This window comes from Streptomyces sp. NPDC002499, assembly GCF_053595415.1.
The window spans coordinates 186,266-211,630 of sequence record NZ_JBSFXO010000007.1 but is presented as its reverse complement, the minus strand read 5'-3'; the positions used below and the strand labels follow the sequence as shown (position 1 = coordinate 211,630).

26 protein-coding genes and 7 tRNA genes are annotated in these 25,365 nt (G+C 70.7%); 22 read left to right on the top strand and 11 right to left on the bottom strand.

Annotated features, from left to right (window positions below; all coding sequences use genetic code 11):
* Positions 1 to 13: 13 nt before the first annotated feature.
* A complete protein-coding gene (locus ACWD5F_RS21070) occupies positions 14 to 832 on the top strand; it encodes a TrmH family RNA methyltransferase (protein WP_401725145.1) in 819 nt (272 codons plus the stop codon).
* Positions 833 to 835: 3 nt separating this feature from the next.
* Positions 836 to 1,228, top strand: coding sequence for an NUDIX domain-containing protein (locus tag ACWD5F_RS21065; protein WP_402362293.1), 393 nt, complete (start codon positions 836 to 838; stop codon positions 1,226 to 1,228).
* Positions 1,229 to 1,265: 37 nt separating this feature from the next.
* Here ACWD5F_RS21065 and ACWD5F_RS21060 read toward each other — a convergent pair whose 3' ends face one another.
* Positions 1,266 to 2,669 carry a serine/threonine-protein kinase gene (locus tag ACWD5F_RS21060; protein ID WP_451256252.1) on the bottom strand — a complete coding sequence of 468 codons (1,404 nt, stop codon included), beginning with the start codon at positions 2,667 to 2,669 and terminating at the stop codon, positions 1,266 to 1,268.
* A 196-nt stretch (positions 2,670 to 2,865) separates the two neighbouring features.
* Between ACWD5F_RS21060 and ACWD5F_RS21055 the strand changes: the two genes are divergently transcribed.
* From ACWD5F_RS21055 to ACWD5F_RS21040, 4 genes are all read left to right on the top strand, one after another.
* The gene (locus ACWD5F_RS21055; RefSeq protein WP_124002793.1) at positions 2,866 to 3,141 is read left to right on the top strand and encodes a hypothetical protein; all 276 of its coding nucleotides are present in this window, start codon (positions 2,866 to 2,868) and stop codon (positions 3,139 to 3,141) included.
* Between the two features lie 198 nt (positions 3,142 to 3,339).
* The gene (locus ACWD5F_RS21050) at positions 3,340 to 3,546 is read left to right on the top strand and encodes a hypothetical protein (RefSeq protein WP_401725152.1); all 207 of its coding nucleotides are present in this window, start codon (positions 3,340 to 3,342) and stop codon (positions 3,544 to 3,546) included.
* Positions 3,547 to 3,832: 286 nt separating this feature from the next.
* Entirely contained in the window at positions 3,833 to 4,831 is a 999-nt protein-coding gene (locus ACWD5F_RS21045) for a phosphotransferase family protein (protein ID WP_451256249.1), read from the top strand.
* 80 nt (positions 4,832 to 4,911) lie between these two features.
* Positions 4,912 to 5,211 carry a TFIIB-type zinc ribbon-containing protein gene (locus tag ACWD5F_RS21040; protein ID WP_451256247.1) on the top strand — a complete coding sequence of 100 codons (300 nt, stop codon included), beginning with the start codon at positions 4,912 to 4,914 and terminating at the stop codon, positions 5,209 to 5,211.
* A 79-nt stretch (positions 5,212 to 5,290) separates the two neighbouring features.
* On the opposite strand, the gene ACWD5F_RS21035 is transcribed toward ACWD5F_RS21040, so the two are convergent.
* The 5 genes from ACWD5F_RS21035 to ACWD5F_RS21015 all read right to left on the bottom strand — a co-directional run bounded on the left by ACWD5F_RS21035 (position 5,291) and on the right by ACWD5F_RS21015 (position 5,723).
* Positions 5,291 to 5,362 (bottom strand) — tRNA-Val (locus ACWD5F_RS21035).
* 12 nt (positions 5,363 to 5,374) lie between these two features.
* Positions 5,375 to 5,446: transfer RNA gene (locus ACWD5F_RS21030), tRNA-Val, on the bottom strand.
* 19 nt (positions 5,447 to 5,465) lie between these two features.
* Positions 5,466 to 5,537 (bottom strand) — tRNA-Val (locus tag ACWD5F_RS21025).
* A 1-nt stretch (position 5,538) separates the two neighbouring features.
* A tRNA-Cys gene (locus ACWD5F_RS21020) sits at positions 5,539 to 5,612 on the bottom strand.
* 38 nt (positions 5,613 to 5,650) lie between these two features.
* Positions 5,651 to 5,723, bottom strand: a tRNA-Gly gene (locus tag ACWD5F_RS21015).
* 179 nt (positions 5,724 to 5,902) lie between these two features.
* Here ACWD5F_RS21015 and ACWD5F_RS21010 point away from each other — a divergent pair.
* The 3 genes from ACWD5F_RS21010 to ACWD5F_RS21000 are packed head-to-tail and all read left to right on the top strand — an operon-like array spanning position 5,903 to position 8,640.
* Entirely contained in the window at positions 5,903 to 6,946 is a 1,044-nt protein-coding gene (locus ACWD5F_RS21010) for a chorismate-binding protein (RefSeq protein WP_451256245.1), read from the top strand.
* The gene (locus tag ACWD5F_RS21005) at positions 6,943 to 7,764 is read left to right on the top strand and encodes an aminotransferase class IV (RefSeq protein ID WP_451256243.1); all 822 of its coding nucleotides are present in this window, start codon (positions 6,943 to 6,945) and stop codon (positions 7,762 to 7,764) included. Before ACWD5F_RS21010 ends, ACWD5F_RS21005 begins: the two co-directional genes overlap by 4 nt.
* 51 nt (positions 7,765 to 7,815) lie before the next feature.
* Positions 7,816 to 8,640 carry an N-acetyltransferase family protein gene (locus ACWD5F_RS21000; RefSeq protein ID WP_451256241.1) on the top strand — a complete coding sequence of 275 codons (825 nt, stop codon included), beginning with the start codon at positions 7,816 to 7,818 and terminating at the stop codon, positions 8,638 to 8,640.
* Positions 8,641 to 8,666: 26 nt separating this feature from the next.
* Here ACWD5F_RS21000 and ACWD5F_RS20995 read toward each other — a convergent pair whose 3' ends face one another.
* Entirely contained in the window at positions 8,667 to 9,194 is a 528-nt protein-coding gene (locus ACWD5F_RS20995; RefSeq protein ID WP_451256239.1) for a DsbA family protein, read from the bottom strand.
* 240 nt (positions 9,195 to 9,434) lie between these two features.
* Between ACWD5F_RS20995 and ACWD5F_RS20990 the strand changes: the two genes are divergently transcribed.
* Positions 9,435 to 9,887: a hypothetical protein gene (locus ACWD5F_RS20990; RefSeq protein ID WP_451256237.1), complete on the top strand. Its 453-nt coding sequence runs from the start codon at positions 9,435 to 9,437 to the stop codon at positions 9,885 to 9,887.
* A gap of 178 nt (positions 9,888 to 10,065) precedes the next feature.
* Positions 10,066 to 10,218, top strand: coding sequence for a hypothetical protein (locus tag ACWD5F_RS20985; RefSeq protein WP_280877994.1), 153 nt, complete (start codon positions 10,066 to 10,068; stop codon positions 10,216 to 10,218).
* 70 nt (positions 10,219 to 10,288) lie between these two features.
* On the opposite strand, the gene ACWD5F_RS20980 is transcribed toward ACWD5F_RS20985, so the two are convergent.
* Together ACWD5F_RS20980 and ACWD5F_RS20975 are read right to left on the bottom strand one after the other, a co-directional pair.
* A complete protein-coding gene (locus ACWD5F_RS20980; RefSeq protein WP_401725173.1) occupies positions 10,289 to 10,849 on the bottom strand; it encodes a CGNR zinc finger domain-containing protein in 561 nt (186 codons plus the stop codon).
* Between the two features lie 232 nt (positions 10,850 to 11,081).
* Positions 11,082 to 11,495 (bottom strand): SsgA family sporulation/cell division regulator, encoded by a 414-nt coding sequence (locus ACWD5F_RS20975; protein WP_004002642.1) that lies wholly within the window; start codon positions 11,493 to 11,495, stop codon positions 11,082 to 11,084.
* A 191-nt stretch (positions 11,496 to 11,686) separates the two neighbouring features.
* On the opposite strand from ACWD5F_RS20975, the gene ACWD5F_RS20970 reads away from it, so the two are divergent.
* The 7 genes from ACWD5F_RS20970 to ACWD5F_RS20940 all read left to right on the top strand — a co-directional run bounded on the left by ACWD5F_RS20970 (position 11,687) and on the right by ACWD5F_RS20940 (position 19,248).
* The gene (locus tag ACWD5F_RS20970) at positions 11,687 to 12,154 is read left to right on the top strand and encodes a TIGR02611 family protein (RefSeq protein ID WP_451256235.1); all 468 of its coding nucleotides are present in this window, start codon (positions 11,687 to 11,689) and stop codon (positions 12,152 to 12,154) included.
* 78 nt (positions 12,155 to 12,232) lie between these two features.
* A tRNA-Val gene (locus ACWD5F_RS20965) sits at positions 12,233 to 12,304 on the top strand.
* Positions 12,305 to 12,643: 339 nt separating this feature from the next.
* Positions 12,644 to 13,930: an ABC transporter substrate-binding protein gene (locus ACWD5F_RS20960; protein WP_451256233.1), complete on the top strand. Its 1,287-nt coding sequence runs from the start codon at positions 12,644 to 12,646 to the stop codon at positions 13,928 to 13,930.
* Positions 13,931 to 13,944: 14 nt separating this feature from the next.
* Positions 13,945 to 14,901, top strand: coding sequence for a carbohydrate ABC transporter permease (locus ACWD5F_RS20955; protein ID WP_451256231.1), 957 nt, complete (start codon positions 13,945 to 13,947; stop codon positions 14,899 to 14,901).
* Entirely contained in the window at positions 14,898 to 15,773 is an 876-nt protein-coding gene (locus tag ACWD5F_RS20950) for a carbohydrate ABC transporter permease (RefSeq protein ID WP_451256229.1), read from the top strand. Before ACWD5F_RS20955 ends, ACWD5F_RS20950 begins: the two co-directional genes overlap by 4 nt.
* Before the next feature lie 10 nt (positions 15,774 to 15,783).
* Entirely contained in the window at positions 15,784 to 16,374 is a 591-nt protein-coding gene (locus ACWD5F_RS20945; RefSeq protein ID WP_451256227.1) for a hypothetical protein, read from the top strand.
* Positions 16,375 to 16,509: 135 nt separating this feature from the next.
* A complete protein-coding gene (locus ACWD5F_RS20940; protein WP_451256225.1) occupies positions 16,510 to 19,248 on the top strand; it encodes an exo-rhamnogalacturonan lyase family protein in 2,739 nt (912 codons plus the stop codon).
* 85 nt (positions 19,249 to 19,333) lie between these two features.
* Here the strand turns inward: ACWD5F_RS20940 and ACWD5F_RS20935 are convergent, their stop codons facing one another.
* Positions 19,334 to 21,772, bottom strand: coding sequence for an SCO7613 C-terminal domain-containing membrane protein (locus tag ACWD5F_RS20935; RefSeq protein WP_451256223.1), 2,439 nt, complete (start codon positions 21,770 to 21,772; stop codon positions 19,334 to 19,336).
* A 103-nt stretch (positions 21,773 to 21,875) separates the two neighbouring features.
* On the opposite strand from ACWD5F_RS20935, the gene ACWD5F_RS20930 reads away from it, so the two are divergent.
* Positions 21,876 to 22,331: an SRPBCC family protein gene (locus ACWD5F_RS20930; RefSeq protein ID WP_451256222.1), complete on the top strand. Its 456-nt coding sequence runs from the start codon at positions 21,876 to 21,878 to the stop codon at positions 22,329 to 22,331.
* 39 nt (positions 22,332 to 22,370) lie between these two features.
* Positions 22,371 to 22,442: transfer RNA gene (locus tag ACWD5F_RS20925), tRNA-Val, on the top strand.
* A gap of 74 nt (positions 22,443 to 22,516) precedes the next feature.
* Here ACWD5F_RS20925 and ACWD5F_RS20920 read toward each other — a convergent pair.
* Positions 22,517 to 23,242, bottom strand: coding sequence for an exonuclease domain-containing protein (locus ACWD5F_RS20920; protein WP_451256220.1), 726 nt, complete (start codon positions 23,240 to 23,242; stop codon positions 22,517 to 22,519).
* A gap of 168 nt (positions 23,243 to 23,410) precedes the next feature.
* Here ACWD5F_RS20920 and ACWD5F_RS20915 point away from each other — a divergent pair, with 168 nt between their 5' ends.
* Together ACWD5F_RS20915 and ACWD5F_RS20910 are read left to right on the top strand one after the other, a co-directional pair.
* Entirely contained in the window at positions 23,411 to 23,977 is a 567-nt protein-coding gene (locus ACWD5F_RS20915) for a DUF4365 domain-containing protein (protein ID WP_401725201.1), read from the top strand.
* Entirely contained in the window at positions 23,974 to 25,200 is a 1,227-nt protein-coding gene (locus ACWD5F_RS20910) for a hypothetical protein (RefSeq protein WP_451256212.1), read from the top strand. Before ACWD5F_RS20915 ends, ACWD5F_RS20910 begins: the two co-directional genes overlap by 4 nt.
* Positions 25,201 to 25,365 lie beyond the last annotated feature (165 nt).

Sequence of the window (25,365 nt, the reverse complement as noted above, 5' to 3'; positions counted from 1 at the left end):
GCAGTATCACCCTGTGGCCGATCTCATCACCGTTGAGGATCCCGACGACCCGCGCCTGCGTGATTACACGGGCCTGACCGACGTAGAGCTGCGCCGTAAGCGCGAACCGGCCGAGGGCCTGTTCATCGCCGAGGGCGAGAAGGTCATCAGACGGGCCAAGGACACTGGTTACGAGATGCGCTCGATGCTGTTGTCCGCGAAGTGGGTCGACGTCATGCGTGACGTCATCGACGAACTCCCCGCCCCCGTCTACGCGGTGAGCCCGGAGCTGGCCGAACAGGTCACCGGCTACCACGTGCACCGCGGCGCGCTCGCCTCCATGCAGCGCAAGCCGCTGCCGACCGCCGCCGACCTCCTCCAGACGACCCGCCGCGTGGTCGTCATGGAGTCCGTCAACGACCACACCAACATCGGCGCGATCTTCCGCTCGGCGGCGGCCCTGGGCATGGACGCGGTCCTGCTCTCCCCGGACTGCGCCGACCCCCTGTACCGCCGCAGCGTCAAGGTCTCGATGGGCGCCGTCTTCTCCGTCCCCTACGCCCGCCTCGACACCTGGCCCAAGGGCTTGGAGTCGGTCCGCGAGGCCGGCTTCACCCTCCTCGCCCTCACTCCGGACGAGAAGGCCAGATCCCTCGACGAGGCCGCCCCGCACCGCATGAACCGCGTCGCCCTGATGCTCGGCGCCGAGGGCGACGGCCTCTCCACGCAGGCCCTGGTTGCCGCCGACGAATGGGTCCGCATCCCCATGTCCCACGGCGTCGACTCCTTGAACGTCGGCGCGGCGGCCGCGGTCGCCTTCTACGCGGTGGCCACCGGCCGCCCCGAGGCGTAAGCGATGGCACGGCGCGAGGCGATCGTGGCGGTACTGCGCCGCGACGGCCGGGTCCTGGTCGTCCGGCGCGGCCCCACCGTCGCCCGCCCCGGCTACTGGCAACCCCTCAGCGGCAAGCTCGAACCGGGGGAGACCCAGCAGCAGGCCCTGGTCCGCGAGGTCCACGAGGAGATCGGCCTGACCGTCTCCCCGGGCGCCAAGGTCTGGGAGTCACTCACCGACGACGGCCACTTCCGCCTCCACTGGTGGACCGCCGAGAACTCCACCGACGAACCCGTCCCCGACGGCGATGAGGTCACCGAGGCCCGCTGGGTCACACCGGAGGAGTACCTCGCGCTGAGCCCGGTCTTCGAGGCCGACCGAGAGTTCTTCGAACGAATCCTGCCGACCCTCTGACGCCCGGTTCGGCCTGACGCTCATTCGGGCTGACGCCCTATTGAGAAGCGGCCCGATCCGCGTGCGGCTGCTCCTGCCGTACGACATCACGGTCCCCGCCGAGCCCCCGCGACGGCCCCTGGCACCCCTGCGCGGCGGCGATGCCGAGCGCAACGAGCAGCGTCACCACGACGAACACGAACAGCCGTTGCCGCAACAGCCGCGGATTGGCGGGCCGCCGACCGGTCCCCGTGGGCCGGGGCCCGGGCCGCCCGGTGCCGCTGCGCGGCGCGGGCCGACTCCCACTGCCGTTGCCGGAACGCGTCGTGTTCCGCGCGGGGGGCGTGTTGCGGCCACCCGCGCGGGACGAGGACGGACCACCCCCGCGGGACGCACTGCCACCCCGGGAAGGAGCATTGCCCCGAGGCCCGGCCGAACCCTGCGAACCCGCCGGATTCCCCTGTCCGCCATGCCCCGCCTGCGAGCCCTGCTGTCCACCTTGCGAACCCTTGGTCCCCTGCGGAGGCCGCCGCTGGACGGCACGCTGCTGGTCCGGATAGGTGTCCGAGAGCCGCCCGGTGGGCCGGTCCGCCTCACCGGCGCGGGGCGCGGGCGGACGTACGTCGCCGAGACCCTGGGTCTCGCGGGCGGCGATCTCCTTGAGGCGGAGCGACAGTTGGAGGGTGCTGGGCCGGTCCTGGGGGTCCTTCGCCAGACAGGCCCGCACCAGCGGGGCGAGCGCGTCCGGGACGCCGTGCAGTTGGGGCTCCTCGTGCACGACGCGGTACAGCATCACCTCGGAACTGCCGTGCCCGAAGGGCGAGTCACCCATCGAGGCGTACGCGAGGGTCGCGCCGAGGGAGAAGACGTCGGTGGCCGGCGTGACGGCGGCGCCGCGCACCTGCTCGGGCGCGAGGAAGCCGGGCGAGCCGACGGCCGTACCGACGTGGGTGAGCGTGGAGGCCCCCGTCGCCCAGGCGATACCGAAGTCGATGATCCGCGGCCCCTTGGGGGACAGCAGAATGTTGGAGGGCTTGAGATCCCGGTGCACCACGCCGGCCTCGTGCACGGCGACGAGCCCTTCCGACAGGGCAGCCCCCACCGCAGCCACCTCGGCCGCACCCAGCGACCCCTCGTCGGCGACCTTGTCGTGCAGCGAGGGGCCGGGCACGTACTGCGTGGCGAACCACGGCCGGTCCGCGTCGAGATCCGCGGCGACCAGCCGGGCGGTGCACCCGCCCCTGATCCGCCGCGCCGCGGAGACCTCACGGGCGAACCGCGAGCGGAACTCCTGATCCTCCGCCAGGTCGGGGCGGATCACCTTGAGCGCGACCCGCTGCCCCTTCTTGTCGGAGCCCAGATAGACAACGCCCATCCCACCCGCGCCGAGCCGTCTGTGAAGCCTGAACGAGCCGACGACACGCGGGTCCTCGCGCCTCAGGCGCATCATCGCCATGTTCATCCCCGCTGCCCGGTCCGTGTGACGAGCGACAGCTTACGTTTCCACGGCCGCCCGCGCGCAGAGGCCGCGCCCTCTCGCCCCAACGGATTGTCAGTGCCGGGTGGGAGACTTGAAGAGTGGTCAGGGACCGCGTGAACAGCGGGACTTCGACTGCCCTGTGATCCCAACCACCCGCCACAGAAGGGGGATTGAGCGCGTGAAGGGTGATCGCGTGGAGATAGTCGTGGACGCCGGGGACACGACGAGGACGTACGAGGTGGTGGCGAGCAGAGCGGGCCGTCGGGTGGAGACGGCGGTGCGCCGAGGTGTCGTGGAAGTGAGCGAAGTCACCCGCAGCGGTTCCGTGGTCCGCACGGCCCGTTTCATGGCGACCCGGGTGCTGGCCCTGGTCGAACAGCCGGTGCCCAGGGAGGACAGCTCGGAGAAGGCAGGGCACACCGGACAGCCCCTCCGGGAAGACCCTGAGACCTAGGACCATTTCTCCACCCAGGGGAGTAGTTCCCAGGTCATGGCTCATCCTCCGGGAGGCCCGGGAATCGATACGAGGGCATGACGTGCGACAGAGGCCGGACGCCTAGATTTGAAGTCAAGCGGCGGGTGCAGCACTCGTCCCCCGAGGTCAGACACCCGCCGCTGCCAACGACAACTGAGTTCGGTCAGGAGAGGGACCATGGCCTACACGGCACCGCGGGCACAGATCCGCACGCAGGAGCGCAAGGCGCACACCGCTTTCCGCCCCCGCCGTCAGGGCCGCCGCCACCCCTTGGTGGCGACACTCATGGCCCTCCCCTTGGCTGCGCTACTGCTCCTCGTCTTCGACGGCTGGGAGACGGTAGCGACACAGGCGTCGTCCGTGGGAGTGATGCTGGGGCGCTGAGCGGCGACCCCAGGCCCGGAAGAGCGGTCCGGGCGGGGACATCCACCCATGAAACCCCGTGGGGACGGGGGTGCGGCGGACGGCAAAACGCCGGCGCAGCTGGGGAGCTGCGCCGGCGTTGCTTTTTGTTTTTCAGCCCCTCCGGCCTTTGAGGAGCGAGGGTTCAGGGGGCTGAGCCCCCTGGCGGGGTCGAAGGGGCAGCGCCCCTGGGGATGGGACGGGTAGGGGCGGCGCGGGCGAGAACCGTACGCTCGTGCACCAGACCCACCCGCGCCCAGGGAGCCCCGTGACCGCCACCCCCCTGCTCACCGAACTCACCACCCGAGCCAGGGCCACGGCACACGCACGCACGCGCACACCCACCTGCCCCTGCCTCCGCGGAAGCGACCGTACGGAAACCCTCGCCGACCGCCCCGACGCCACAGTCGTCCGCCACGCGGACACCGTCGCGAAGGCCCACACCCCCACCACCACCCTCCCCGATCTCACCACCCGCCTCACCACAGCCGCCCACCTCCCCGGCATCTTCCTCCCCCCACTCGTCCCGACCCCCGTGGACCTGCACGGCCGCCTGGTGACCTTCTGGCCGTACGGCACCCCCGTCGACCCGGAAGACCCCGACGCGGCCCCCTGGGAAGCCGCCGCCACCCTCCTCGCCCACCTCCACCGCACCCCGCTCGCATCCGTCGCCCCCACGACCACAGGCGCCCTCCTGTCCCTGCCCCCCATGCAGGGCCCCACCAAAGCGGCCCACGCCGTCGCCCGCCTCCAAACCGCCCCAACTACCGCCGCCCAACACCCCGCCGTACCCCCCGTCCTCGCCGCCTGGTCCACCCTCCCCCCGTGGGCCCGAGCCGAGACCCCCATGCCCGACCGCACCACCCTCTGCCACGGCGACCTCCACCTCGGCCAACTGGTCCGTCACCCCACCCCCGACGGTCCGTGGCACCTCATCGACGTCGACGACCTCGGCACCGGCGTCCCCACCTGGGACCTCGCCCGCCCTGCCGCCTGGTACGCCTGCGGTCTCCTCCCGCCCGACGAATGGACCCGCTTCCTCACCGCGTACCGCGCGGCCGGCGGCCCGGCCGTCCCGCCCGACGGCGACCCCTGGCCCGCTCTGGACGTCCCGGCCCGCGCCCTCACCGTGCAGACGGCGGCCCGCGCGATCGTCAAGGCGACCGCCGAGCAACGCCCCCTGGACGAGATCGAGATGTCCGTGATCGACGCATGCGCCCGAATGAGTTCTGCCGCACCGGACTTGCCTCCCGGTTTCCCGAAGTAGGGTGCAACCGACCGCCGCCGGACGGAGTCTGTCCTGGCGAAACAGGAAACAGGTCCGACGGGCGAGGAGTTGAGCCGGCCATGCAGTGTCCGAAGTGTCATGGGTCGATGCAGACGTACAACCGCAACGGTGTCCAGATCGAGCAGTGCAGCAACTGCCGCGGGATCTTTCTCGACTACGGCGAGCTCGAGGCGCTGACCCGTGTGGAGTCCCAGTGGCAGCAGCCCGCCCCGCCGCCCCCGGGCCCGCAGGGCTACCCGGCCCCGGCCGCCCCCGCCTGGGGCGCCCCGCACGCCGGCGGTCACGGCGGAGCCCACTACGGCGGACACGGCGGTCACCACCGGCAGAAGAGCTTCGGCCGCATGCTGTTCTCCAGCTGACCGGAACCACGGTCCGGACGCCCGGTCCGGACCACGAAGAAGCCCCCAACCGTCCGAGACGGCTGGGGGCTTCGGTGTGTGGACGATACTGGGATTGAACCAGTGACCTCTTCCGTGTCAGGGAAGCGCTCTCCCGCTGAGCTAATCGTCCTCATGTGCTGCGTGCGCGATACTGGGATTGAACCAGTGACCTCTTCCGTGTCAGGGAAGCGCTCTCCCGCTGAGCTAATCGCGCGGGGGATCCGAAGATCCAGTGGACGATACTGGGATTGAACCAGTGACCTCTTCCGTGTCAGGGAAGCGCTCTCCCGCTGAGCTAATCGTCCTTGGAGGTGGAGACGGGATTTGAACCCGTGTAGACGGCTTTGCAGGCCGTTGCCTCGCCTCTCGGCCACTCCACCCGGAGTGCGGGGGTCGGGAAGATCCCCCGTTTCCTACGAGCGGACGACCAGGTTCGAACTGGCGACCTCAACCTTGGCAAGGTTGCGCTCTACCAACTGAGCTACGTCCGCTTGTCGTTTCCGGTCCGCTCGCGCGACCCGGCGACGTGTTGAACTCTAGCGGATTCCGGGGCCAGTACAAAAACGCGTTTGTGCAGCGTGCTGCGCTGCGCCCGCTCACGCGCGTGGCCTGGGCATCCTCGGGGACACGGCCGGGCCACCTCCAGGACACCCGCCATAGACTCGACCGCGTGCACGACCTCCCGCCCCTCGCCCGCTTCGGTGACCGCGTCGCCACCGGGCTCCTCGACGTCACCGATGATCCCGCCGCGCTGGACTCCACCGGTTTCTGGGCCGTGGCCGCGGACTTCGAGGGTCGTCTGACCTGCGCGCGCTTCAGCGACGTACGAGAGGAACCGGTGCCCGCGCCGGTGCCGGGGCGGTGGCGCGGGCCGGCGGCCGGTGACTGGACGTCGTCGCTCGACCGCGCCGCGTACACGGCGGGCGTGCGCCGGATCCGGGAGCACATCGCGGCCGGTGAGGTCTACCAGGCGAACCTGTGCCGGGTGCTCGCCGCGCCCGTCGCCGCCGACGCCGACGTGGACGCCCTGACCGCGCTGCTGGCCCGCGGCAACCCGGCGCCGTACGCAGGAACGATCCGGCTGCCGGAGCACGGTGTGGAGATCGCCACCGCGTCCCCGGAGTTGTTCCTGCGCCGCGCCGGACGGGTCGTCGAGTCCGGGCCGATCAAGGGCACCGGGCGCACCGAGGCGGACCTCCTGGAGAAGGACTACGCCGAGAACGTGATGATCGTCGACCTGGTCCGCAACGACCTCGGGCGGGTGTGCGCCACCGGCAGTGTGACCGTGCCCGACCTGTGCGCGGTCGAGAAGCACCCGGGGCTCGTGCACCTGGTGTCGACGGTCCACGGCGAACTGCGCGACGGCGCCGGCTGGCCGGAGTTGCTCGCCGCCGCCTTCCCGCCCGGCTCGGTCACCGGCGCGCCCAAGTCCAGCGCCCTGCGGATCATCGACGCCCTGGAGACGGCACCGCGCGGCCCGTACTGCGGTGGCATCGGCTGGGTCGACGCCGATCGCGGGACGGGCGAACTGGCCGTCGGGATCCGGACGTTCTGGATCGACCGGGCGGCGGGGGAGCTGCGCTTCGGCACCGGTGCCGGCATCACCTGGGGTTCCGATCCCGAGGGGGAGTGGCGGGAGACCGAGCTGAAGGCGGGCCGGCTGCTCGCGATAGCGTCGGGGGCGTACGAGGTGAGTGGAGAGGGATTGACGTGAAGATCTGGCTCGACGGCGGGCTCCAGGACATCGAGTCCGCCCGCGTCTCCGTCTTCGACCACGGACTGACCGTGGGCGACGGCATCTTCGAGACACTGAAGGCGGTGGACGGCAGGCCGTTCGCGCTCACCCGGCACCTGGACCGGCTGACCCGCTCCGCGCGGGGCCTCGGCCTGCCGGACCCGGACCACGACGAGGTCCGCCGCGCCTGCGCCGCCGTGCTGGACGCGAACCCGATGCCGCTCGGCCGCCTGCGCATCACGTACACGGGCGGCCACGGCCCGCTCGGTTCGGACCGCGGCGACACCGGCCCCACCCTCGTCGTCGCGCTCGGCGAGACCACCCGCCGCGCGGACTCCACGGCGGTCATCACGGTCCCGTGGACCCGCAACGAACGCGGCGCCCTCACCGGCCTGAAGACCACCTCGTACGCCGAGAACGTCGTGGCCCTGGCCCGCGCGCACCGCGCCGGCGCCTCCGAGGCACTGTTCCCCAACACGGTCGGGCAGCTCTGCGAGGGCACCGGGTCGAACGTCTTCGTCGTCCTGGACGGCGAGATCCACACCCCGCCGCTCGCCTCCGGGTGCCTCGCGGGCGTCACGCGCGCGTTGGCCGTCGAATGGACCGGCGCCAAGGAGACCGACCTGCCGCTCGACGTCCTGGAGCGCGCGGACGAGGTCTTCCTCACCTCCACCCTGCGGGACGTCCAGGCCGTGCACCGCGTCGACGACCGTGAACTCCCGGGCGCGCCGGGCCCGGTGACGGCGAAGGCCATGCGGATCTTCGACGAGCGGTCCGGCGACGACCAGGATCCGTGAGCCGAATTAATTAGGCAGACGTCGGCGCCGACTGCGGGTAGAACTCCCTTGATGACCACCACCCTGCGGCCGACCGAGCCGCTCCAGCGCGCCGCCGACGGGACGCGTTCACGCCACTACCAGGTGTGCGTGAACAGCCGTCCCGTCGGCACCCTCCACCTCGGCACCTCGCCCGCCTTCGGCGACGCGGTGGCCCGCATCGTCGACCTGCGCATCGAAGAGCCGGACCGCCGTCGGGGCCGCGGCACGGTGGCGGCGCTGGCCGCCGAGGAGGTGGCGCGCGGCTGGGGCTGCCGCCAGATCGAGATCGGCGTGGCCGCCGACGCGGAAGCGGCCCTGCGGCTCGTCAAGGCGGTCGGCTACGTCCCGCGCAACCGCGGCATGCGCAAGCCGCTCGGCGACACCCCGCCCGCCCTGCCGGCCGGCAGCCACGGCCGCCCCATGACCGAGGCCGACTTCGCGGCGTGGCACGCGCACGAGTCGGAGGCGTACGCGCGCACGTGGATCGAGCGCGGCGTCCCCGAGGCCGAGGCGTACGCGAAGGCCCGGCGCGACCACGAGGCCCTGCTGCCGCACGGGCTCGCCACCGAGAACATGCTGTTCAGCGTCCTCGAACACGAGGGCACTCCGGTGGGCACCCTGTGGGTGGCACTGACGGCGGACGGGGCCTTCGTCTACGACGTCGAGGCCGACGCCGCCCACCGAGGCCGTGGACACGGCCGTACGCTCATGCTGTTCGCGGAGACCCAGGCGATCGCCGCCGGCAGCCGCACCCTCGGCCTCAACGTGTTCGCCGACAACACCCCGGCCGAGCGGCTCTACGAATCTCTCGGCTACGAGACGACGCGGTACGCCCTGTACAAGTCGCTGCTGTAGGCGTGAGCCGCGGCCGAAGCCGCCGTTCAGGCGTTCTGCTGTCCTGCCAGCAGTCGGTCCGCGATCTCCTCGATCCGCTCGCGCAGCCCTTCCTGGCTCTTGCTGCCGTCCAGGCGCTCCCCGCCGATGACGTACGTCGGGGTGCCGCTCACGCCGATCGCCTTGCCCTCGGCCTGGTCGGCGTCGACGATCAGTATGTGCCGGCCGTCGATCAGTGCGGTGTCGAACTCCTCGGCGTTCAGCCCGAGTTCGCCGGCCACCTCGACCAGGAAGGGCTCTCCCTCACGGTCCAGCTCCGCGACCCGCTCCAGCACGGCCTCGATGTACGGCCACCCCTGCCCCTGCTCCAGTGCCTCCTCGGCGGCCTGCGCGGCGGCGAAGGCGTGCTGGTGCTTCTCCGCCGGGAAGTGCCGCAGTCGAAGCTCCAGCCGGTCGCCGTAGCGGGCCCGCAGGGCGCGCAGATCCGCCAGGGCGGCACGGCAGTCGGGGCACTGGAGTTCGCACCAGACCTCGAGGACGGCGGCGGCGGGCAGTTCGGGGGAGGAGTCGCTCATGGCCACAGTCTTCCAGTCCGGGCCCGCACGCCCCAATCGGACGTCGGCCGGCGGCCCGCGAAATACCTGATGAGGCACCTGTTGACGGGGCCACGGCTCGTCCGTGACCGGCACCTGCGGATGATCCGACCCGGAGATGTCCCTGATGTCCCGCCGGAGCATGGCCCCACGGGGGTCGGGCGGTGCAGGATGGAAGGGACGAAGCGACCACGCCCGACCGAGGCCTGCCAGGAGGACCGGATGATTGCCGAGACAGTCTGTTCCGCCGTGTCCGCGGCCGGCCTGGGCATCGCGGCGGTCACCGCGTACCGCAAGCGCTTCCTCTCCGCCGCCCGTATCGCCGCCTACTCGCTCGTGCCGGTCGGCCTGGTGATGACCGGTGTCGTGGGGTGGGTGGCGGACACCGCGTTCAGTCCGACCGCCTGGGCCGGCTTCGTGGTGCTCGGTGCCTCGTGGGTGCTGTTCATGGGCACGCGCGCCGTGGAGCGCCGCCGCGGCGGCACCCGCAAGGAGCGCCGGGAGGCCCGGGCCGCGCAGCGGTCCGAGGCGGCGGTCGCACCGAAGGCCTCGGCGCCCTCGCTGGGTCCGAGCACCCGAGCGGCGTCCCGTCCGGCGAGCGCGCCCCGCGCGGGCGCGTCCGCGGGCGACGATTTCAGCGACATCGAGGCCATCCTCAAGAAGCACGGCATCTGAACCGCGCGGCAGCAGCGCATATGTCCGGTGCATGACGAGTGAAACGACACAGTGGATCACCACGCTGTCCGGAAGTGATCACGACCCGAAACGGACAACACGGAATTCGGCGAACTCCCAGTCATTCCGGGCGTGTTGATCGCGCGGGGGGTGCGGTCTAGGACATCATCGCCGCGAGATGCTGGACACGACCCAGAGGGAAGCCGCGCCGCCGGAGGACGAGCCGCGTGGATGCCTCTTCGCCCTTTCCCAGCCACCGCTGATGATCTTCCTAGCGGTGATCGGGTGTCTGCTGCTCATGGCTGCGCTGCACGACCTGCTGTTGCTGTGAGCCGTACCCGTGGTCCCTGACGTCACCCGTCGGGGACCACGTCGACACCACCCTCCGTGCCCGCGCGGGATCAGCCCGCCGCTTCCTTGCGACGCGCCCGGTACGCGGCCACGTGCAACCGGTTTCCGCAGGTGCGGCTGTCGCAGTAGCGGCGCGAGCGGTTGCGGGAGAGGTCGACGAAGGCGCGCCGGCAGTCCGGGGCCTCGCAGCGCCGCAGCCGTTCCTGCTCACCGGCGACCACGAAGAAGGCCAGCGCCATCCCGCAGTCCGCCGCGAGATGGTCGGCGACGGAGGCACCGGGGGCGAAGTAGTGCACATGCCAGTCGTAGCCGTCGTGGTCCGTCAGGCGCGGGGTGGTGCCCGCGGCGGCGACCAGCTCGTTGATCTGCCGGGCCGCGGCGCGGGGGTCCGCCTCGGCGAAGACCGCGGCGAACCGGCCCCGGATCTTGCGCACCGCCGAGAGGTCGAACTCCGACAGGACGCCGACATCACTGATCTCGTGGTTTCGCACGAAATCCTCGAGAGTCGCGGTGTCCGGCAGCCCCTCCGGGGTCGCCTCGTCCTCCGGTGCGGTGTTCACCAGGTCCACCACAGTGTCGAGGGCGCACCGGGTGTCGTGGGTGATGAGCACGTTTCGCTCCCTGGCCTGGGGGTCGGGCACACACCCGCCGTTGCTGGCCGATGGTAATCGGTCGGCCGGGCGTGGCACGGGTTCCGGCTCATCACCGCCCCCTCGCACACGCACCGGCGCCGTCACCGCGAGGAATCGCGGTGACGGCGCCGGTGCGCACGTTATGCGGATGTCGAAGCCCGAGCCGTCTCCCCGAGTCGACGGCGCCGGGCGGCTTCGCGGGGCCGCGGGCCTAGCTCTCCGCCAGGATGTGGGAGAGCTCTTGATCGAGATCGAAGTGCCGGTGTTCCGTGCCGGGGGGCACGGCGGCGTCCGTTCGCTTCAGGAAGGACTCCAGCGCCCGCGCCGGGGCCTCCAGGAGGGCTTCGCCCTCCGGGGAGCTCAGGGCGATGCACACGACGCCCTGACCGTGGCTGCGCGACGGCCAGACACGGACGTCGCCGGTGCCGGTGGGCCGGTGGAGGCCTTCCGCGAGGAGGTCGCGGGCGAACACCCACTCGACGGTCTCCTCGGCTCCGGTGTGGAAGGTGGCGTGCACGGCGTAGGGGTCGGCCGTGTCGTACCGCAGGCCTGCGGGGACAGGCAGGGAGGACTCGCTCGACACAACGAGGCGCAGGTGCAGCTCGCAGCTGACCGTGGTGTTCATAAGCGCCAGGGCCTTTCGCTCAGTGTGCGCTCGGGGATTCGCACGTCGGCGAAATCGACATGCCACCTACGGTGCCGTTGTAAACCCCTCTGAGTGTTTTGCGTGCCTTTACGTAACTCTTCCGGCCGAGAGCCTGTTCGCACGGTACGACCATTCCGGTGACCGGTTTCCGTCCGGTAGGGTTTGGCCGTATGGATACGGGGAGTGACGAGCCGGGCGAGGTCGCCGTGGCATCGGACGGGAACGGCGCGGACGTGACGAAGGCGGACGCCACAGACGGTGAGCGGGGCCTGGGTTCCAAGGCGCCGGAGTTCGTCAAGGCGCGTCGCGTCCTGCATCTGAGCTGGCAGGTCGGCATCTTCGTGATCGGCCTCGCGGTCGTGGCCGCCGGCATCGTGATGCTGCCGCTGCCGGGACCCGGCTGGGTCGTGATCTTCGGCGGCATGGCGATCTGGGCGACCGAGTTCGTCTGGGCCCAGCTGGTGCTGCGCTGGACCAAGCGCAAGGTCACCGAGGCGGCCCAGAAGGCCCTCGACCCCAGGGTGCGGCGGCGCAACATCATCCTGACCTCGATCGGCCTCGTGATCATCGCGGCCCTGGTCGGCGTCTACCTGTGGAAGTTCGGCCTCGAGATGCCCTGGAACATCAAGGACCAGTGACCCGCGCGCGGGGTGCCGCCGCGGCTCGCCGACGGTCATGGGTACCCCCTGACATGGGGTAATCTTCTTCCTGCGTCCGGGCGATTAGCTCAGTGGGAGAGCGCTTCGTTCACACCGAAGAGGTCACTGGTTCGAACCCAGTATCGCCCACCCGAAGACGGCGGCCCATCTGCTTCAGTGCAGGTGGGCCGCCGTCGTCTACGCGTCCGGACGAGCCTCCTGATGCCCCCTCAAACGCCTGCTCCCGGACGTTTTTTCCCCGGGGGAGCCGCCTCCCGTCCGGTCCGTCGGCCATGGGCCTCCCACCTGCGACGGCGTCACATCGGCCGCCTCGTCCCGTCGCCGAGCGCCCCGCTGCGGCTTACCGGCCCTTGAGAAATTCCTGTCCGAATCATTGACGCACCCCCGGACCCTCCGTACCTTGTGCCAGCAAGCGCTTACTTGAAACGATTCACGCAGGCGGCAACGATGCCGGGGAGGGGCCCGACTGTGGGAACCAGCAGGAATGTCGAGAGACGTACGATCCTCAAGGCCGCCGGAGCTTCGGCGGCCGCGCTCGGGCTCGCGGCGACGACGGGCTGCGGTGGGGAAAGCGGTTCCGGAGACGGGAATGTGACGCTCCGTTATGCGTGGTGGGGCGGCGAACCGCGCACCATCGCCATCAGGAAGACCATCGCGCTCTTCGAGAAGAAGTATCCGAAGATCAAAATCAAGCCCGAATTCACCGACTACGAGGCGTTCTGGGAGAAGTTCCAGACACAGGCTTCCGGCGGTAATCCGCCGGACGTTTTCCAGAATGCGGTCGGCTTTCTGCGCAAGTACGACAAGCGCGGAGTTCTGATGGACCTCAAGACACAGGCGGACTCCGGGAATCTGAGTCTGGAGAACTTCCGCAACGGAGTTCTGACAGCCGGTCAGGCCGACGGAAAACAACTCGGCGTACCCGTCGGCGCCAACACCATGGCGCTCGTCATCGACCTCAAGGCCTTCAAGAAGGCCGGCGTCGAGGCGACGTTCGGCTGGACCTGGGACGACTACTTCGACACCCTCCAGACGATCCAGGACAAGCTGAAGATCGCGGGGGACACCGGCTACTTCAGCATCATGTACCTCTACGACCTCTACCTGCGCCAGCACGGCAAGGCCTTCTTCACCGACTCCGACCTCGGCTTCACCGAGGACGATCTGACCCAGTGGTGGGCCGACGGCTACAAGCGCGTCAAGTCCGGCCTGGTCGCCGACCCGAAGAAGATCGAGCAGGTCAAGCCCAAGTCCGGTCTCTCGGCGGGCCTGGCCGCGTCCGAGTTCACCTGGGACAACTTCTCCATCCGCTACGAGGGCGAGGGCGAGTCGGACTACGGGCTCGCGCCGATCCCCACCACGGACGGCAAGGACACCGGCCAGTACCTCGGCTCGCTGATGCTCAGCGCCTTCGCCGGCACCAAGCACCCCAAGGAAGCCGCCCAGTTCATCGACTTCATGGTCCACGACCCCGAGGTCGGAAAGATCATGGGCTACGACCGCGGCATCCTCGCCACCACCGAGCAGTACGCCGCGTTCAAGCCCACCGACCCCAACAACAAGGGCGTCGCGGCCTACGAGGCCGAGGTCGCCGACGCCGGAGTGCTCGGGAAGATCACCCCGCATCCGTCCGGCGCCGACGTGATCGAGGCCGCGTTCCTGCGCCTGGGCGGCGAGGTGGCCCAGGGCAAGTCCAAGCCGGCCGACGCCGCCAAGGCGCTGTTCGGCGAGGCCAAGGCCGCTTTCGCGGGCTGAGGGGACGTACCGCCATGACGCTCGTCAAGGAAGCGCCCGTGCGCCCGGCCGGGAAGCGGGCCGCGCCGCCCGCCGCCGGGCGGCGCGGGCGGCGGCGCGAGAACCTCGCCGGCTATCTCTTCATGTCACCGTGGATCGCGGGGTTCCTGCTGCTCACCGCGGGCCCGATGATCGCGTCGCTGTACTACGCGTTCACCAGCTACAACCTGTTCACGCCGCCCAAGTGGGTGGGCCTCGACAACTTCACGACCATGTTCCAGGACCCGCGCTGGCAGAAGTCGGTCGAGGTCACCCTGAAGTACGTCGTCGTGGCCACCCCGCTCAAGCTGCTGCTGGCGCTGGGTGTCGCGCTGCTGCTCGCGCAGAAGCGGCGCGGCGAAGGGCTGTACCGCGCCGCGTTCTACCTGCCCTCGCTCATCGGCGCCAGCGTCTCCGTGGGCTTCGTCTGGCGCGCCCTGTTCTCCGACGACGCCGTCGTGGACCGTACGCAGAAGATCTTCGGGGTCGACGTCGGCGGCTGGATCGGGAACCCGGACTACGTCCTGTACTCCCTGGTGGCGCTGAGCATCTGGCAGTTCGGGGCGCCGATGGTGATCTTCCTGGCCGGGCTCAAGCAGGTCCCGCGGGAGCTGTACGAGGCCGCCGAGGTGGACGGGGCCGGTCCGCTGCGGCGGTTCTGGAACATCACGCTGCCGATGATCTCCCCGGTGCTGTTCTTCAACGTGCTGCTGGAGTCCATCCACGCGTTCCAGGTGTTCGGCTCCGCGTACGTCGTCTCCGACACCCGGTGCGGGCCCGCCGACGCCACGCTCGTCTACACCTGTTACCTCTACCAGAAGGGCTTCAAGGAGGCCCAGATGGGCTTCGCCTCCGCGATGGCCTGGACGCTGGTGGTCGCGGTCGCGCTCGTCACGGCGGTCCTGTTCTGGTCGCAGAAGAAGTGGGTGCACTACGAGGAGGCCGCCAAGTGACCAGTGCGACCAGCCCTGTTGTACGCACCGGCAGCGAACGTCGGCGCACCGGATCGCTCGCCTGGCACGTGGGCGCGCTCGTCCTGCTCGCCGTGGTCCTGTATCCCGTGATCTGGGTGCTCGGCGCCTCGTTCAAGCCGAGCAAGGACATCATCGCCGGCCTCGACCTGCTGCCCGCCAAGCCGATCTGGTCGAACTTCTCCGGGCTCGCCGACGGTATCTCCGGCATCTCCATCAGCAGCTTCTTCGTCAACTCGCTGATGTACGCGGTCCTCGCCGTGGTCGGCGTCGTGGTGTCCAGCTCGCTGACCGCCTACGCCTTCGCCAAGATCCGCTTCGCCGGACGGAATCTGCTGTTCACGCTGATGATCGGCACGCTGCTGCTGCCGTACCACGTGCTGCTCATCCCGCAGTACGTGATGTTCCGCAAGCTCGAACTCGTCGACACCCTGGTGCCGCTCGTGGCGGGCAAGTTCCTTGCCACGGAGGCGTTCTTCGTCTTCCTGATGGTGCAGTTCATGCGGGGACTTCCGCGCGAGCTGGACGAGGCGGCCAGGCTCGACGGCTGCGGCCATCTGCGGACCTACTGGTCGATCGTGCTGCCGCTGTGCCGGCCCGCCGTCATCACCGCCGCCATCTTCACCTTCATCAACGCCTGGAACGACTTCATGGGGCCGCTGATCTATCTCAACACCCCCTCCAAATACACCGTTTCGCTCGGCCTGATGATGTTCCGCGACCAGGAGGGCGTCTCCAACTACGGCGGCATGATCGCGATGTCGCTCGTGGCGCTGGTACCGGTCATCGCCTTCTTCATGGCCTTCCAGCGCTACCTCATCGACGGCATGGCGACCTCCGGACTGAAGGGCTGAGGCGGTCACCATGGCCCAGGCGCGAGTGAAAGCACGCAAGGAGTCGGTGCTCGCCGAACGGTTCGCGGTCTTCGCCGAATGTCTTCTCACCGGGGTGTGGATCGCCGTGGCCTCGCTGGGAGTTGTCACGTACCCGGCGGCAATCGCCGCCGGGGCACGGCACCTTCGGCGGCGAACCTCCCATCAGATGGGCGGCTGGCGGGAGTTCGTCGGCGACTTCCGTACGGCGGTGCGCGGCGGGTGGGTCGTCGGGCTCGGCGGCTGGGCCGCGGTCGGCGCGGTCTGGGTGGACGTCCTGGCCGCGCGGGCCGGGATTCCCGGCGGGCGGTTCGTCGGGGCCGTCGGCGTCTTCGCGCTGATCGGACTCGTCGTCGCCCTGCTGCGGGCGGCGGCCCTGTGGACACCGGGTGCCGCCTGGCGGGGGCTGCTCGCGGACGCCGGCCGGCGGACGGTACTGGATCCCGCCGGGTCCTTCCTGGTCGTCTGCGGCCTGGCCGTCGTCACCCTGACCGCCCTGTTCGTCGCGCCGCTCGCGGTCCCCGTCCTCGGGGCGCTGGTCGCGGCGGCCGTCGCCGTGGAGGAGCGCCACCGGCACCGCTGACGGGCGGTGCCCATCGTGTCGGGTCGGTGCCCTGGGCGCCGTACCTCCGTCTGTCATGCCCCTGACTACTACCTGCACGTGCACGCAACGACCTTCGCCCACGGATCCCGCACGGAAAGGAAAGGCTGACCCCTCATGTCTCCCATCCCTCGCAGGTCCCTTCTCAAGGCGGCCGCCGTCGCCGGAGCCGCCGCGCAGTTCAGCTGGGCGCTGGGCGCCAGGGACGCGCAGGCCGCGCCCGGCGCCGAGGCGGCCGATGCCGATCCGGTGACCCTGGACTGGCTGGAGGACGGCGGGCTCGGCGCCGCCCCCGGCTCCACCGTCGGCGTCCCGTGGCCGAAGGGCGCGTACCCGGCCGACCAGACCTTCGAGCTGACGGACGCGGACGGCAAGGCCGTGCCCGTGCAGTCGTGGCCGATCGCCCACTGGCCCGACGGCTCCCTCAAGTGGTCGGCCCACGCGGTGAGTTCGGGCTCCGGCAAACTCACGCTCGCCGCCGGCACGGCGAGCGCCCCCGAGAAGAAGGTGACCGTCGACCGGAGCGGCGGCACCATCGACGTCTCGACCGGGGTCATCGACGTGAAGATCGGCAAGTCCGGCTCCACGCTGGTGAAATCGGTGAAGCGCGGCTCGACGGAGATCGCCAGGAACGGGCGGCTCGTGCTGCTGCGCCAGCCCGAGATCGAGGACGGCGACCAGGGCACGGTCAAGTACGAGCGCTTCGAGAGCGCCATCGGCGCGGTGACCGTCGAACAGGACGGCCCGGTCCGGGCGGTGGTCCGCATCGACGGCAAGCACCGCAAGGGCGACCGGAGTTGGCTGCCGTTCTCGATCCGGCTCTACTTCTACGCGGGCGCCGACTCCTTCCGCATGGTGCACACCGTCACCTTCGACGGGAAGCAGGAACCCGGCAAGGCGAGCGGCGACTTCATCCGCGGGCTCGGTGTCCGCTTCGGTGTGCCGATGCGCGACGAGGCCTACGACCGGCACATCCGGATCGGCGGCGAGGGCACCGGCCTGCTGCGGGAGGCGGTCAAGGGGATCACCGGACTGCGCCGCGACCCGGGCGCGGCCGTGCAGGCGGCGCAGTACGCCGGGCAGAAGCTGCCCGACCCGGCCACCTGGGACCAACGGGTCACCACCCGCCTCCAGTACATCCCCGAGTGGGGCGACTACACCCTCTCCCAGCTCTCCGCCGACGGCTTCACCCTGCGCAAGCGCACCAAGAAGGGGTACGGCTGGATCGGCGCCGGCGGTGGCGGGCGGGCGTCCGGGTTCGGGTACGTCGGCGGCGCGAGCGGCGGATTCTCCTTCGGGCTGCGGGACTTCTGGGAGAAGCACCCCGCCCAGCTCGACATCCGCGACGCCCAGACCGACGAGGCCGAGGTCACCCTCTGGCTCTGGTCACCCGAGGCGCAGCCCATGGACCTGCGCTTCTACCACGACGGCATGGGCCAGGACACGTACGCCGAACAGCTCCAGGGCCTGGAGATCACCTACGAGGACTACGAACCCGGGTTCGGCACCCCGTACGGCATCGCCCGCACCTCCGAACTCCTCTTCTGGGCCAACGAGTCGACACCCTCGGCGGAGGCCCTGGCTCAACAGGTCGAGGCGGTAAGGGTGTTGCCGCAGCTGGCCGCCCCGCCCAAGCAGCTCATCAAGGCGAAGGTGTTCGGGCCGGGTCTCTACTCCGAGCCGGACCGCTCCACGCCCGCCAAGGCGAAGATCGAGGACCACCTCGACTTCCTCTTCACCTACTACAAGGACCAGGTGGAGCAGCGCCGTTGGTACGGCTTCTGGGACTACGGCGACGTCATGCACAGCTACGACACCGTCAGACACCAGTGGCGGTACGACATCGGCGGCTACGCCTGGGACAACTCCGAGCTCTCGCCCGACCTTTGGCTCTGGTTCGCGTACCTGCGCTCGGGCCGTGCCGACATCTTCCGGTTCGCGGAGTCGATGACCCGGCACACCGGCGAGGTGGACGTGTTCCACCTGGGGGAGTGGGCGGGCCTCGGCACCCGGCACGGGGTGCAGCACTACGCCGACAGCGCCAAGCAGCAGCGCATCGCCAACACCACGTACCGCCGCTACTACTACTTCCTCACCGCCGACGAGCGGGTCGGTGACCTCATGCACGCCAACGTCGACTCCGACGAGACGTTTCTCGTCCTCGACCCGATCCGCAAGATCCGCACCGAGCCGTACACACCTGACCGGCACGCTCTGTCGATCGGGTTCGGCACGGACTGGAGCGGGCTGGTGTCGGCGTGGCTGACCGAGTGGGAGCGCAAGGGGCCGAAGTGGGAGAAGGCGCGGGCGCGGGTGCTGTCCACGATGTCGACGATTGCCGCGCAGCCCAATGGGTTTGTGCAGGGGAGTGGGCTGTACGACCTCGACACGGGTCGCTTCGCCATCGCGGCGGCCCCTGTCGTTTCTGTTTCTCACCTCTCGGCCGTCTTCGGACTCAATGAACTGTGTGCCGAGTTGATCGACCTGGTGGATATGCCGGAGTTCAACGAGGCGTACTTCGACTACTGTCGGTACTTCAACGCCAGCAAGACCGAGCAGGCCGCCCGTTATGGCTCCAACTTCGGGACCCTGTTGTTGTTCCAGGGGCACTCGCGGCTTGACGCTTACGCGGCTGTCCAGACGGGGGATGCTGCGTTGGCCAAGCGGGCGTGGGCGAAGTTCTACGGTTCTGATGGGTACATGGAGTCCTCGCCTTGGAAGACAGAGGAGTTGAGCGGGCCGGTTGCTCTGGTCGGCGGTAGTGAGGCGCGGTGGGTGTCCACGAATGACACCGCGTTGTACGGGCTTGCCGCGATCGAGAATTTGGCGTTGCTCGGGGACAAGATGCCTTCGTAGGCAGTCGGGTGCGGGTTCGTTGTGGCTGGTCGCGCAGTTCCCCGCGCCCCTGGGTGGGCGCGGGGAACTGGGCTGGGAAGTTGGGCTAGTTCATCTTGCCCAACGCCTCTCGGGCCTGGCGGACGTTTCTGATGCGCTGTTCGTATGTCGCGCCTAGGGCCAGTAGGAGGAGGCCGGCGAGGGCGGGAGGGGCCCAGCGGGGGAGGGCGCCGGTCAACTGGACCAGGTATGGGGCCAGTTCGTGGAGTGTGACCAGGGTGAGGACCGTGCCGCCGAGTACCAGTGGCGCTTGGAGGCGGTGGCGGGCGCCAAGGAGGGTGACGAGGAGCGCTGTTGTGCCCAGCAGCAAGGGGCGCAGGTACTCCGGGTCCGCCCAGGCCGCGGTCAGGCTCGGCAGGAGGGTGGCCGCGAGGCCGGGGCCGTACGCCGTCCAGGAACTGGTCCGTGGATTGCGGCTCCGGCGCAGGTGGCCGATCAGCAGCGCCGGGACGGTGACCGGGAGCGTGTACGCCTCCGGGACTCCGATGCGCCAGGCCAGCAGGCGCACCCAGGCGGCCAGGACGAACAGGGCGACGGACGCGTAGCCGACCGAGCGGCGGTCCGGGCGGAGCGCCACGCCCGCGGTGATCACCGCGCACAGACCGAGCACCAGGGCCAGCATCGGCGGATCGACGACGGCCAGCCCCACCGCGAGCAGCCCGGCCACCGCACCCGTCACCTCGGTCGGCACGGTCGCGGGGGAGCCGCCCAGACGCGCGGCGAGCAGCGCGGCGGCCACGGGCACCGCCAGTACCAACAGGGCGACGTGCTGCGACTGCCAGCCGGCGGCGACACCCGACGCGACGGCCAGCGCGGCGGCGTAGGCGAGTGCGGTCGGCGCCATCACCGGCGTCAGGTGCCTGAGTTGCTTGAGCCAGGAGGCTCCAGCGAACAGTGCCGTGAGGGCGGACAGGACGGTCAGGGTCGCTGTCTGCGACGCCAGTGCGGTGAAGGAGAGGGTGAGGGAGGTGAGCAGCGCGAGGAGGGTGAGGAGCAACGTGGTCGGCTGCGTGAGCAGTTGGGCGGTGGGCTGTGCGGTCGGCTGCTCGGGTGTCTCTGCGGTGGGCCGGTGCTCTGCCCGTTCGCGTATCCACGCGATCGCCGCGAGCGTTCCCACCGTCGTGCCGCCCTGGATCAACAGAGCCGCCGCATAAGGCAGTTCGAGTACCGCGGGGAGGACGAGGACCGTCGTCCACGCCAGGGTCAGGGCGGCGATGACGGCCCGGGGGCGCCATGTCGTGTCGCGCACCGCCAGCAGCAGTACGGCGGTGACGACCGCGAGGACCACGGGCACCGCCACCGCATGCGGCGGCCACGGGGTGTCGAGGGTCAGTACGGCACGCGCGTCGGACGGAGTGCCGGACCAGGCGCGGGCCGTCCAGGAGGCGGGGCCGAGGAGGGTGAGGGTGACCAGCGGGACGGCCCAGAGCAGGGCCAGGGCCTGGACGCCGGCGGACGCCAGGGCGAAACCGCGCCGCACCTGCTCGGGGAGCGAGGTCCGCCAGGCCGCCAACAGGGCGACACCGCACAGGAGATGGGCCGGTACCGTCCAATCGGCCGGCAGGGACACGCGCAGGATGCCGCCGGCCGCGGTGACCAGCAGCAGACCCGACGCCACGGCGCCGCTCGCGGCGGTGACCGGCTGTCGCAGACGCCATGCGGCGCCGAGCGCGATCACCGCCGCGAGGACGAGGAGCGCCGCCGCACGGGCGGCGGCGCTCGGGCCGGCTGCGTTCCAGGAGAGCCAGCCGGCCGCCCATGCGCCGAAGCCGCCCATCGCGCACGCGCCGACGGCGGCGACGAGACGGACGGACTTGGCGGTGTTCCACAGCGCCACGATCGTGTCGAGACCGGCCGTCACCAGAAGCGCGGCCGTGATGCCGTACGCGCCCGCGTCCGCCGCGATCGCCCAGAGGAGCAGGGGGAGTTGGGCCGAGAGCACGGCAGAGGGGAGCGGTAGGCGCAAAGAGGCCGTCACGGCGAGAAGGCCGTACGCCGTCCACAGTGCTGCCAGTGCCGTCGCCGCGAGGGCGGAGTACGCCGTGCCGTCGGTGCCGATGAACACCACCTCGTGCAGCGCGTACGCGTCGAGGATCGTGAGCGCCAGGCCAAGGCCCGCCACCGACTCGGCCGTCGACCGCAGGCCCCGCTTGAGCAGTGCCACCGGCGCCCCGAGCGCGGCCAGCGTGACCGCGCCGAGCACCAGGGATCGCCCGGCGATGCCCATGTGCCCCCAGCTGACCAGCGTGAACGCGATCGCCGCGATGGTGAGGAGCACGCCGCCGAGGACGAGCAGCACGTTCTGGACGCGCGGTGCGGAGGCCTCGGGGCGGGGCGGCGCGAGGGGCGCTCGCGGTACCGGCTGCTGGAGGGCGGTGACGAGCCAGGCGCGGCGCATCAGCAACTGGGCCCGGCGGGCGTCGAGTTGCCGCAGCTCCATGTCGAGGAACCGCAGTTCCTCGGCCGGTGGCGGGAAGGATGTCATGCCTTGGAGTGTGGTGCGGGTCACGTCACCCGGCATGAGCGTACGTACTCAGAACGTACTCAGATTCCGTGGCGAGGGCTCTGTGCACGGGCAGACTCTCCCCATGGACTGGTCCCACTACCGCTTCCGCAGCCTGTGGCCGCTGCCCGCGCCCCCGGCGAGGGTGTACGAGGTTCTCGAACAGGCCGAGGACTACCCGCGCTGGTGGCCCCAGGTGCGTGAGGTGACCAGGGTCGACGACGCCACCGGCACCATCCGGATCCGCGCCCTCCTCCCGTACGACCTGACCTTCACCGCGCGCGAGGCACGGCGCGATCCGGTGGCCGGGGTGCTGGAGATCGCCATGTCCGGGGACCTGGAGGGCTGGGCGCGCTGGACGCTCGGTGCCGACGCCGCCGACTCCGGCGCCACGCTCGCCCGCTACGACCAGGTCGTCGACGTGCGCAAGCCGCTGCTCAGGCACCTCGCCGTGCCCGGCCGACCGTTGTTCCGCGCCAACCACCGGCTGATGATGCGGGCCGGACGGCGGGGACTCGCTGCCTACTTGGAAGCGGTTTGAAGGAAACCCGCGAAGGCCTGTATTGTTCAGTGCGTTCCCGGGCGATTAGCTCAGTGGGAGAGCGCTTCGTTCACACCGAAGAGGTCACTGGTTCGAACCCAGTATCGCCCACCGCCGGGAAAAGGCCGGTCCGCATGACGCGGACCGGCTTTCTTCATGTCGACCGCCACTCGGCCAAGTCGCCTTTACGCAGCGGCCGGCAGATCCGGACGCAGCGGCCAGGACGTGTTCACCAACTCCGGGGTGCCGCTGCGCGCGAACCACGCCTGGAGGCCCCGCGCCTGTGCCGCGTGCCACGTCATCTGCAACGTGTGCAGCTCGGCGGGGGTCAGGCGCTCCAGCCGGGCCGCGAAACGGCGCCCGAGGGCGCGTACGAGATCCAGTGAGGCCAGCGCGTCCGCGCCCGCGTCGTGCGCGCCCTCCAGCGTGACGCCGTAGTGCGCGCACAGGTCCGTCAGTGTGCGGCGGCCCTTGCGATAGCGGTCGAGGTGTTTGTCCAGGACCCGTGGGTCGAGCACCCGCAGCGGGGTCGCCTCGAACCAGTGGTCGAGCGAGGACGCCCGATGGCGGCGCAACTCGCGGTCCAGCAGGGTCAGATCGAAGGGGGCGTTCATCACCACCAGCGGACGGCCCGCCGAAGCCTGCTCGGCCAGCACCTCCGCTATCTCGTACATCACCGGCGCCGGCCAGCGGCCGTTGCGCGCCAGATGCTCGTCGGTCAGCCCGTGCACCGCGGTCGCCGCCTCCGGCACCGGCATGCCCGGGTTGATCAGCCAGCGGGACACCCGGGGGCGGGTGCCCGGGGCGTCCTGGACGACCACGGCGGCCGACACGATCCGGTCGGTCTCGACGTCGACGCCCGTGGTCTCCGTGTCAAAGGCGGCCAGTGGCCCCTCGTACCAGCACGTCATGCCTACACAACTCCTCGTTCACCCACGGCAGCTGACGTCCCGTCTTCTGCCTGTTTGGTGATACCCGGGCTGTTTGCGCCGTACGCCGGAAGGACACAACAGGAGTACGGGTCTTTGCAGTTCAGCGGCCCGACACGGGGATTCACTTGGCTTGGAAGGCTATTGGTCATGGCGATAGCGCAGCCCGAGCGGAGCGGGCTGCTGCCCGAACGCACGGGCCCCCATCGCGGCACACTCGCCACCACCGCCTGCATGGAGACACTGCAGGTGGGGTATCTGCACGCCGTCGCCGCGGCGGCCGGCTGCTCGCTGTCGCAGCCGTTTCCGGACAACGGCATCGACTGGCACGTCAGTCACGGCTCGCCCGGACACACGGTCGACGACGAGGTCACCATCAAGGTGCAGCTGAAGTGCACGTACCAGATAGCGCCCAACCCACCAGGCCGCTTCTTCTCGTTCACGCTGGACAACGAGCACCTGCGCAAGCTCGCGCGCACGCCGGTCTCGGTGCACAAGATCATGGTCGTGATGCTCGTACCGAGATCCCAGGACGACTGGCTGCGCGCCAGCCACGACCGGCTCGATCTGCGGCACTGCTGTTACTGGGTCAACCTGGCCGGGCACGCGATCACCGGCCGGACCCGGACCACCGTGCGCGTACCGACCTCACGCATCTTCGACGACCGCGCGCTGTGCGAGATCATGACGCGGGTCGGGACGGGAGGCAGACCGTGACGCACCGCCCCCTGGAGGAGCCACTCCGACCGGTGAGGCCGCATCCCGTGGACGGTGTCTGGCACCGTCCCCCCGAGCCCGACCAGGTCGACCCCGCCGTGCTCAGCGCCCTGTTGCGCCGGCACGGCTGGCAGCGGCGCGGCGGAGCCGCCGGGCGCTACGGCCGCTGGACCCCGCCCGGACCGGGTGGCGGCGGCACCAGTCTGCTCGTGCCCGAGAGCCGCGCCTTCCCCGACAGCGACGACCTGCTCGGCGAGGCGCTGCTCGCGCTGACCCGCAGCGGCACGCCCTCCGCGCGCGAGGTGCTCGTCGGGCTCGCCGTGCCCAGCGACGAGATCCGCTGGTGGCGTGACGTGCCCACCGGCCCCGCCGACTCCACGCCGTGGACCGTCGAGGAGCAACTGCGCGGCGCCGCCCGGCAGATGCTGCTCGCCGGCGCGCTCGCCACACGCGCGCGTGCCGGCTATTACGGCGCGCGGCACCGCCGTGCCGCCGCCGCGCTCCTGGAGAGCGTCCTGGTCGGCTCCGCGGCCGGCGGCGGCCGGCTGACCGCCTTCGTGCCCGTCGGCGCGGCACGCCCGCTCGCCGTCAGCCTCCACCAGGCCCTGTACGCAGCCCGCGAGGCCATCGACTACCAGCGGGCCACCGGCGGCATGGACGCCTTCGACGGGGCCGTCGAGGCGGGCGTCAGCCGGGAGCTCACCGAGGCGCTGATCGCCCTCGTGCGCGGCACCGAGGGTGCCCGGATCGCCGTCGAGTGGGCGCCCGCGGCCGGGGTGCCCGCGGACTGCGCGGCCGGTGTGGAGCCCGTCGAGTTCTCGCCGGGCGACCTGCCCGTGCTGCGCGAGGCCGGCGCCCGCTTCCTGCGCGACGAACCGTCCGTGCCCGTCCGCATCACCGGGACGGTGGTCCGGATGCACCGGTCGGGGCCGCGCGGCGAGGGCAGCGTGCGGTTGCGCGTGATCGCCGGCGCCGAGGTCCCGCACCTGCGCGTCGCCCTGGACGAGGAGGACTACCGCATCGCCGGCCACGCCCACCTCGTAGGACTGCCGGTGCGGGTGCACGGGCGGCTGGAGAGCCGGGGCGGCTTCCGTCGGTTGAGCGGCGCCGGCGGGGTCGTACCGATGCAGGTGGACGAGGCGGAGCGGGACCGGCTGATGAAGTCCCTCCAGGACAACCTCGACTTCTTCGAGGAGGCGTGCACGGGGGACGACTGCGACTGAGCCCGCCGGTGAGGCGGTGGCGAAGTGCGGGTCAGGGCCTGCGGCGTCGCCATGGTCTGCCGGGCGGGCCCTGGGGCGGTCGTTTCGCGGTGGGTGGGTCGGGGTCGGTACGATCCCCTATTGCGCGCGCTCCTGGTATGGCGCCGCACCCACCTTCAGTCAGGA

Coding starts and splice junctions, on each gene's coding strand:
- ACWD5F_RS20995 (WP_451256239.1), bottom strand. CDS start 9,194: ATGAGCGACTCCTCCCCCGAACTGCCCGCCGCCGCCGTCCTCGAGGTC.
- ACWD5F_RS21000 (WP_451256241.1), top strand. CDS start 7,816: ATGACCACCACCCTGCGGCCGACCGAGCCGCTCCAGCGCGCCGCCGAC.
- ACWD5F_RS20930 (WP_451256222.1), top strand. CDS start 21,876: ATGGACTGGTCCCACTACCGCTTCCGCAGCCTGTGGCCGCTGCCCGCG.
- ACWD5F_RS20915 (WP_401725201.1), top strand. CDS start 23,411: ATGGCGATAGCGCAGCCCGAGCGGAGCGGGCTGCTGCCCGAACGCACG.
- ACWD5F_RS20945 (WP_451256227.1), top strand. CDS start 15,784: ATGGCCCAGGCGCGAGTGAAAGCACGCAAGGAGTCGGTGCTCGCCGAA.
- ACWD5F_RS20940 (WP_451256225.1), top strand. CDS start 16,510: ATGTCTCCCATCCCTCGCAGGTCCCTTCTCAAGGCGGCCGCCGTCGCC.
- ACWD5F_RS20975 (WP_004002642.1), bottom strand. CDS start 11,495: ATGAACACCACGGTCAGCTGCGAGCTGCACCTGCGCCTCGTTGTGTCG.
- ACWD5F_RS21050 (WP_401725152.1), top strand. CDS start 3,340: ATGGCCTACACGGCACCGCGGGCACAGATCCGCACGCAGGAGCGCAAG.
- ACWD5F_RS20970 (WP_451256235.1), top strand. CDS start 11,687: ATGGATACGGGGAGTGACGAGCCGGGCGAGGTCGCCGTGGCATCGGAC.
- ACWD5F_RS21060 (WP_451256252.1), bottom strand. CDS start 2,669: ATGAACATGGCGATGATGCGCCTGAGGCGCGAGGACCCGCGTGTCGTC.
- ACWD5F_RS20935 (WP_451256223.1), bottom strand. CDS start 21,772: ATGACATCCTTCCCGCCACCGGCCGAGGAACTGCGGTTCCTCGACATG.
- ACWD5F_RS20985 (WP_280877994.1), top strand. CDS start 10,066: ATGCTGGACACGACCCAGAGGGAAGCCGCGCCGCCGGAGGACGAGCCG.
- ACWD5F_RS20920 (WP_451256220.1), bottom strand. CDS start 23,242: ATGACGTGCTGGTACGAGGGGCCACTGGCCGCCTTTGACACGGAGACC.
- ACWD5F_RS21040 (WP_451256247.1), top strand. CDS start 4,912: ATGCAGTGTCCGAAGTGTCATGGGTCGATGCAGACGTACAACCGCAAC.
- ACWD5F_RS20955 (WP_451256231.1), top strand. CDS start 13,945: ATGACGCTCGTCAAGGAAGCGCCCGTGCGCCCGGCCGGGAAGCGGGCC.
- ACWD5F_RS21065 (WP_402362293.1), top strand. CDS start 836: ATGGCACGGCGCGAGGCGATCGTGGCGGTACTGCGCCGCGACGGCCGG.
- ACWD5F_RS20990 (WP_451256237.1), top strand. CDS start 9,435: ATGATTGCCGAGACAGTCTGTTCCGCCGTGTCCGCGGCCGGCCTGGGC.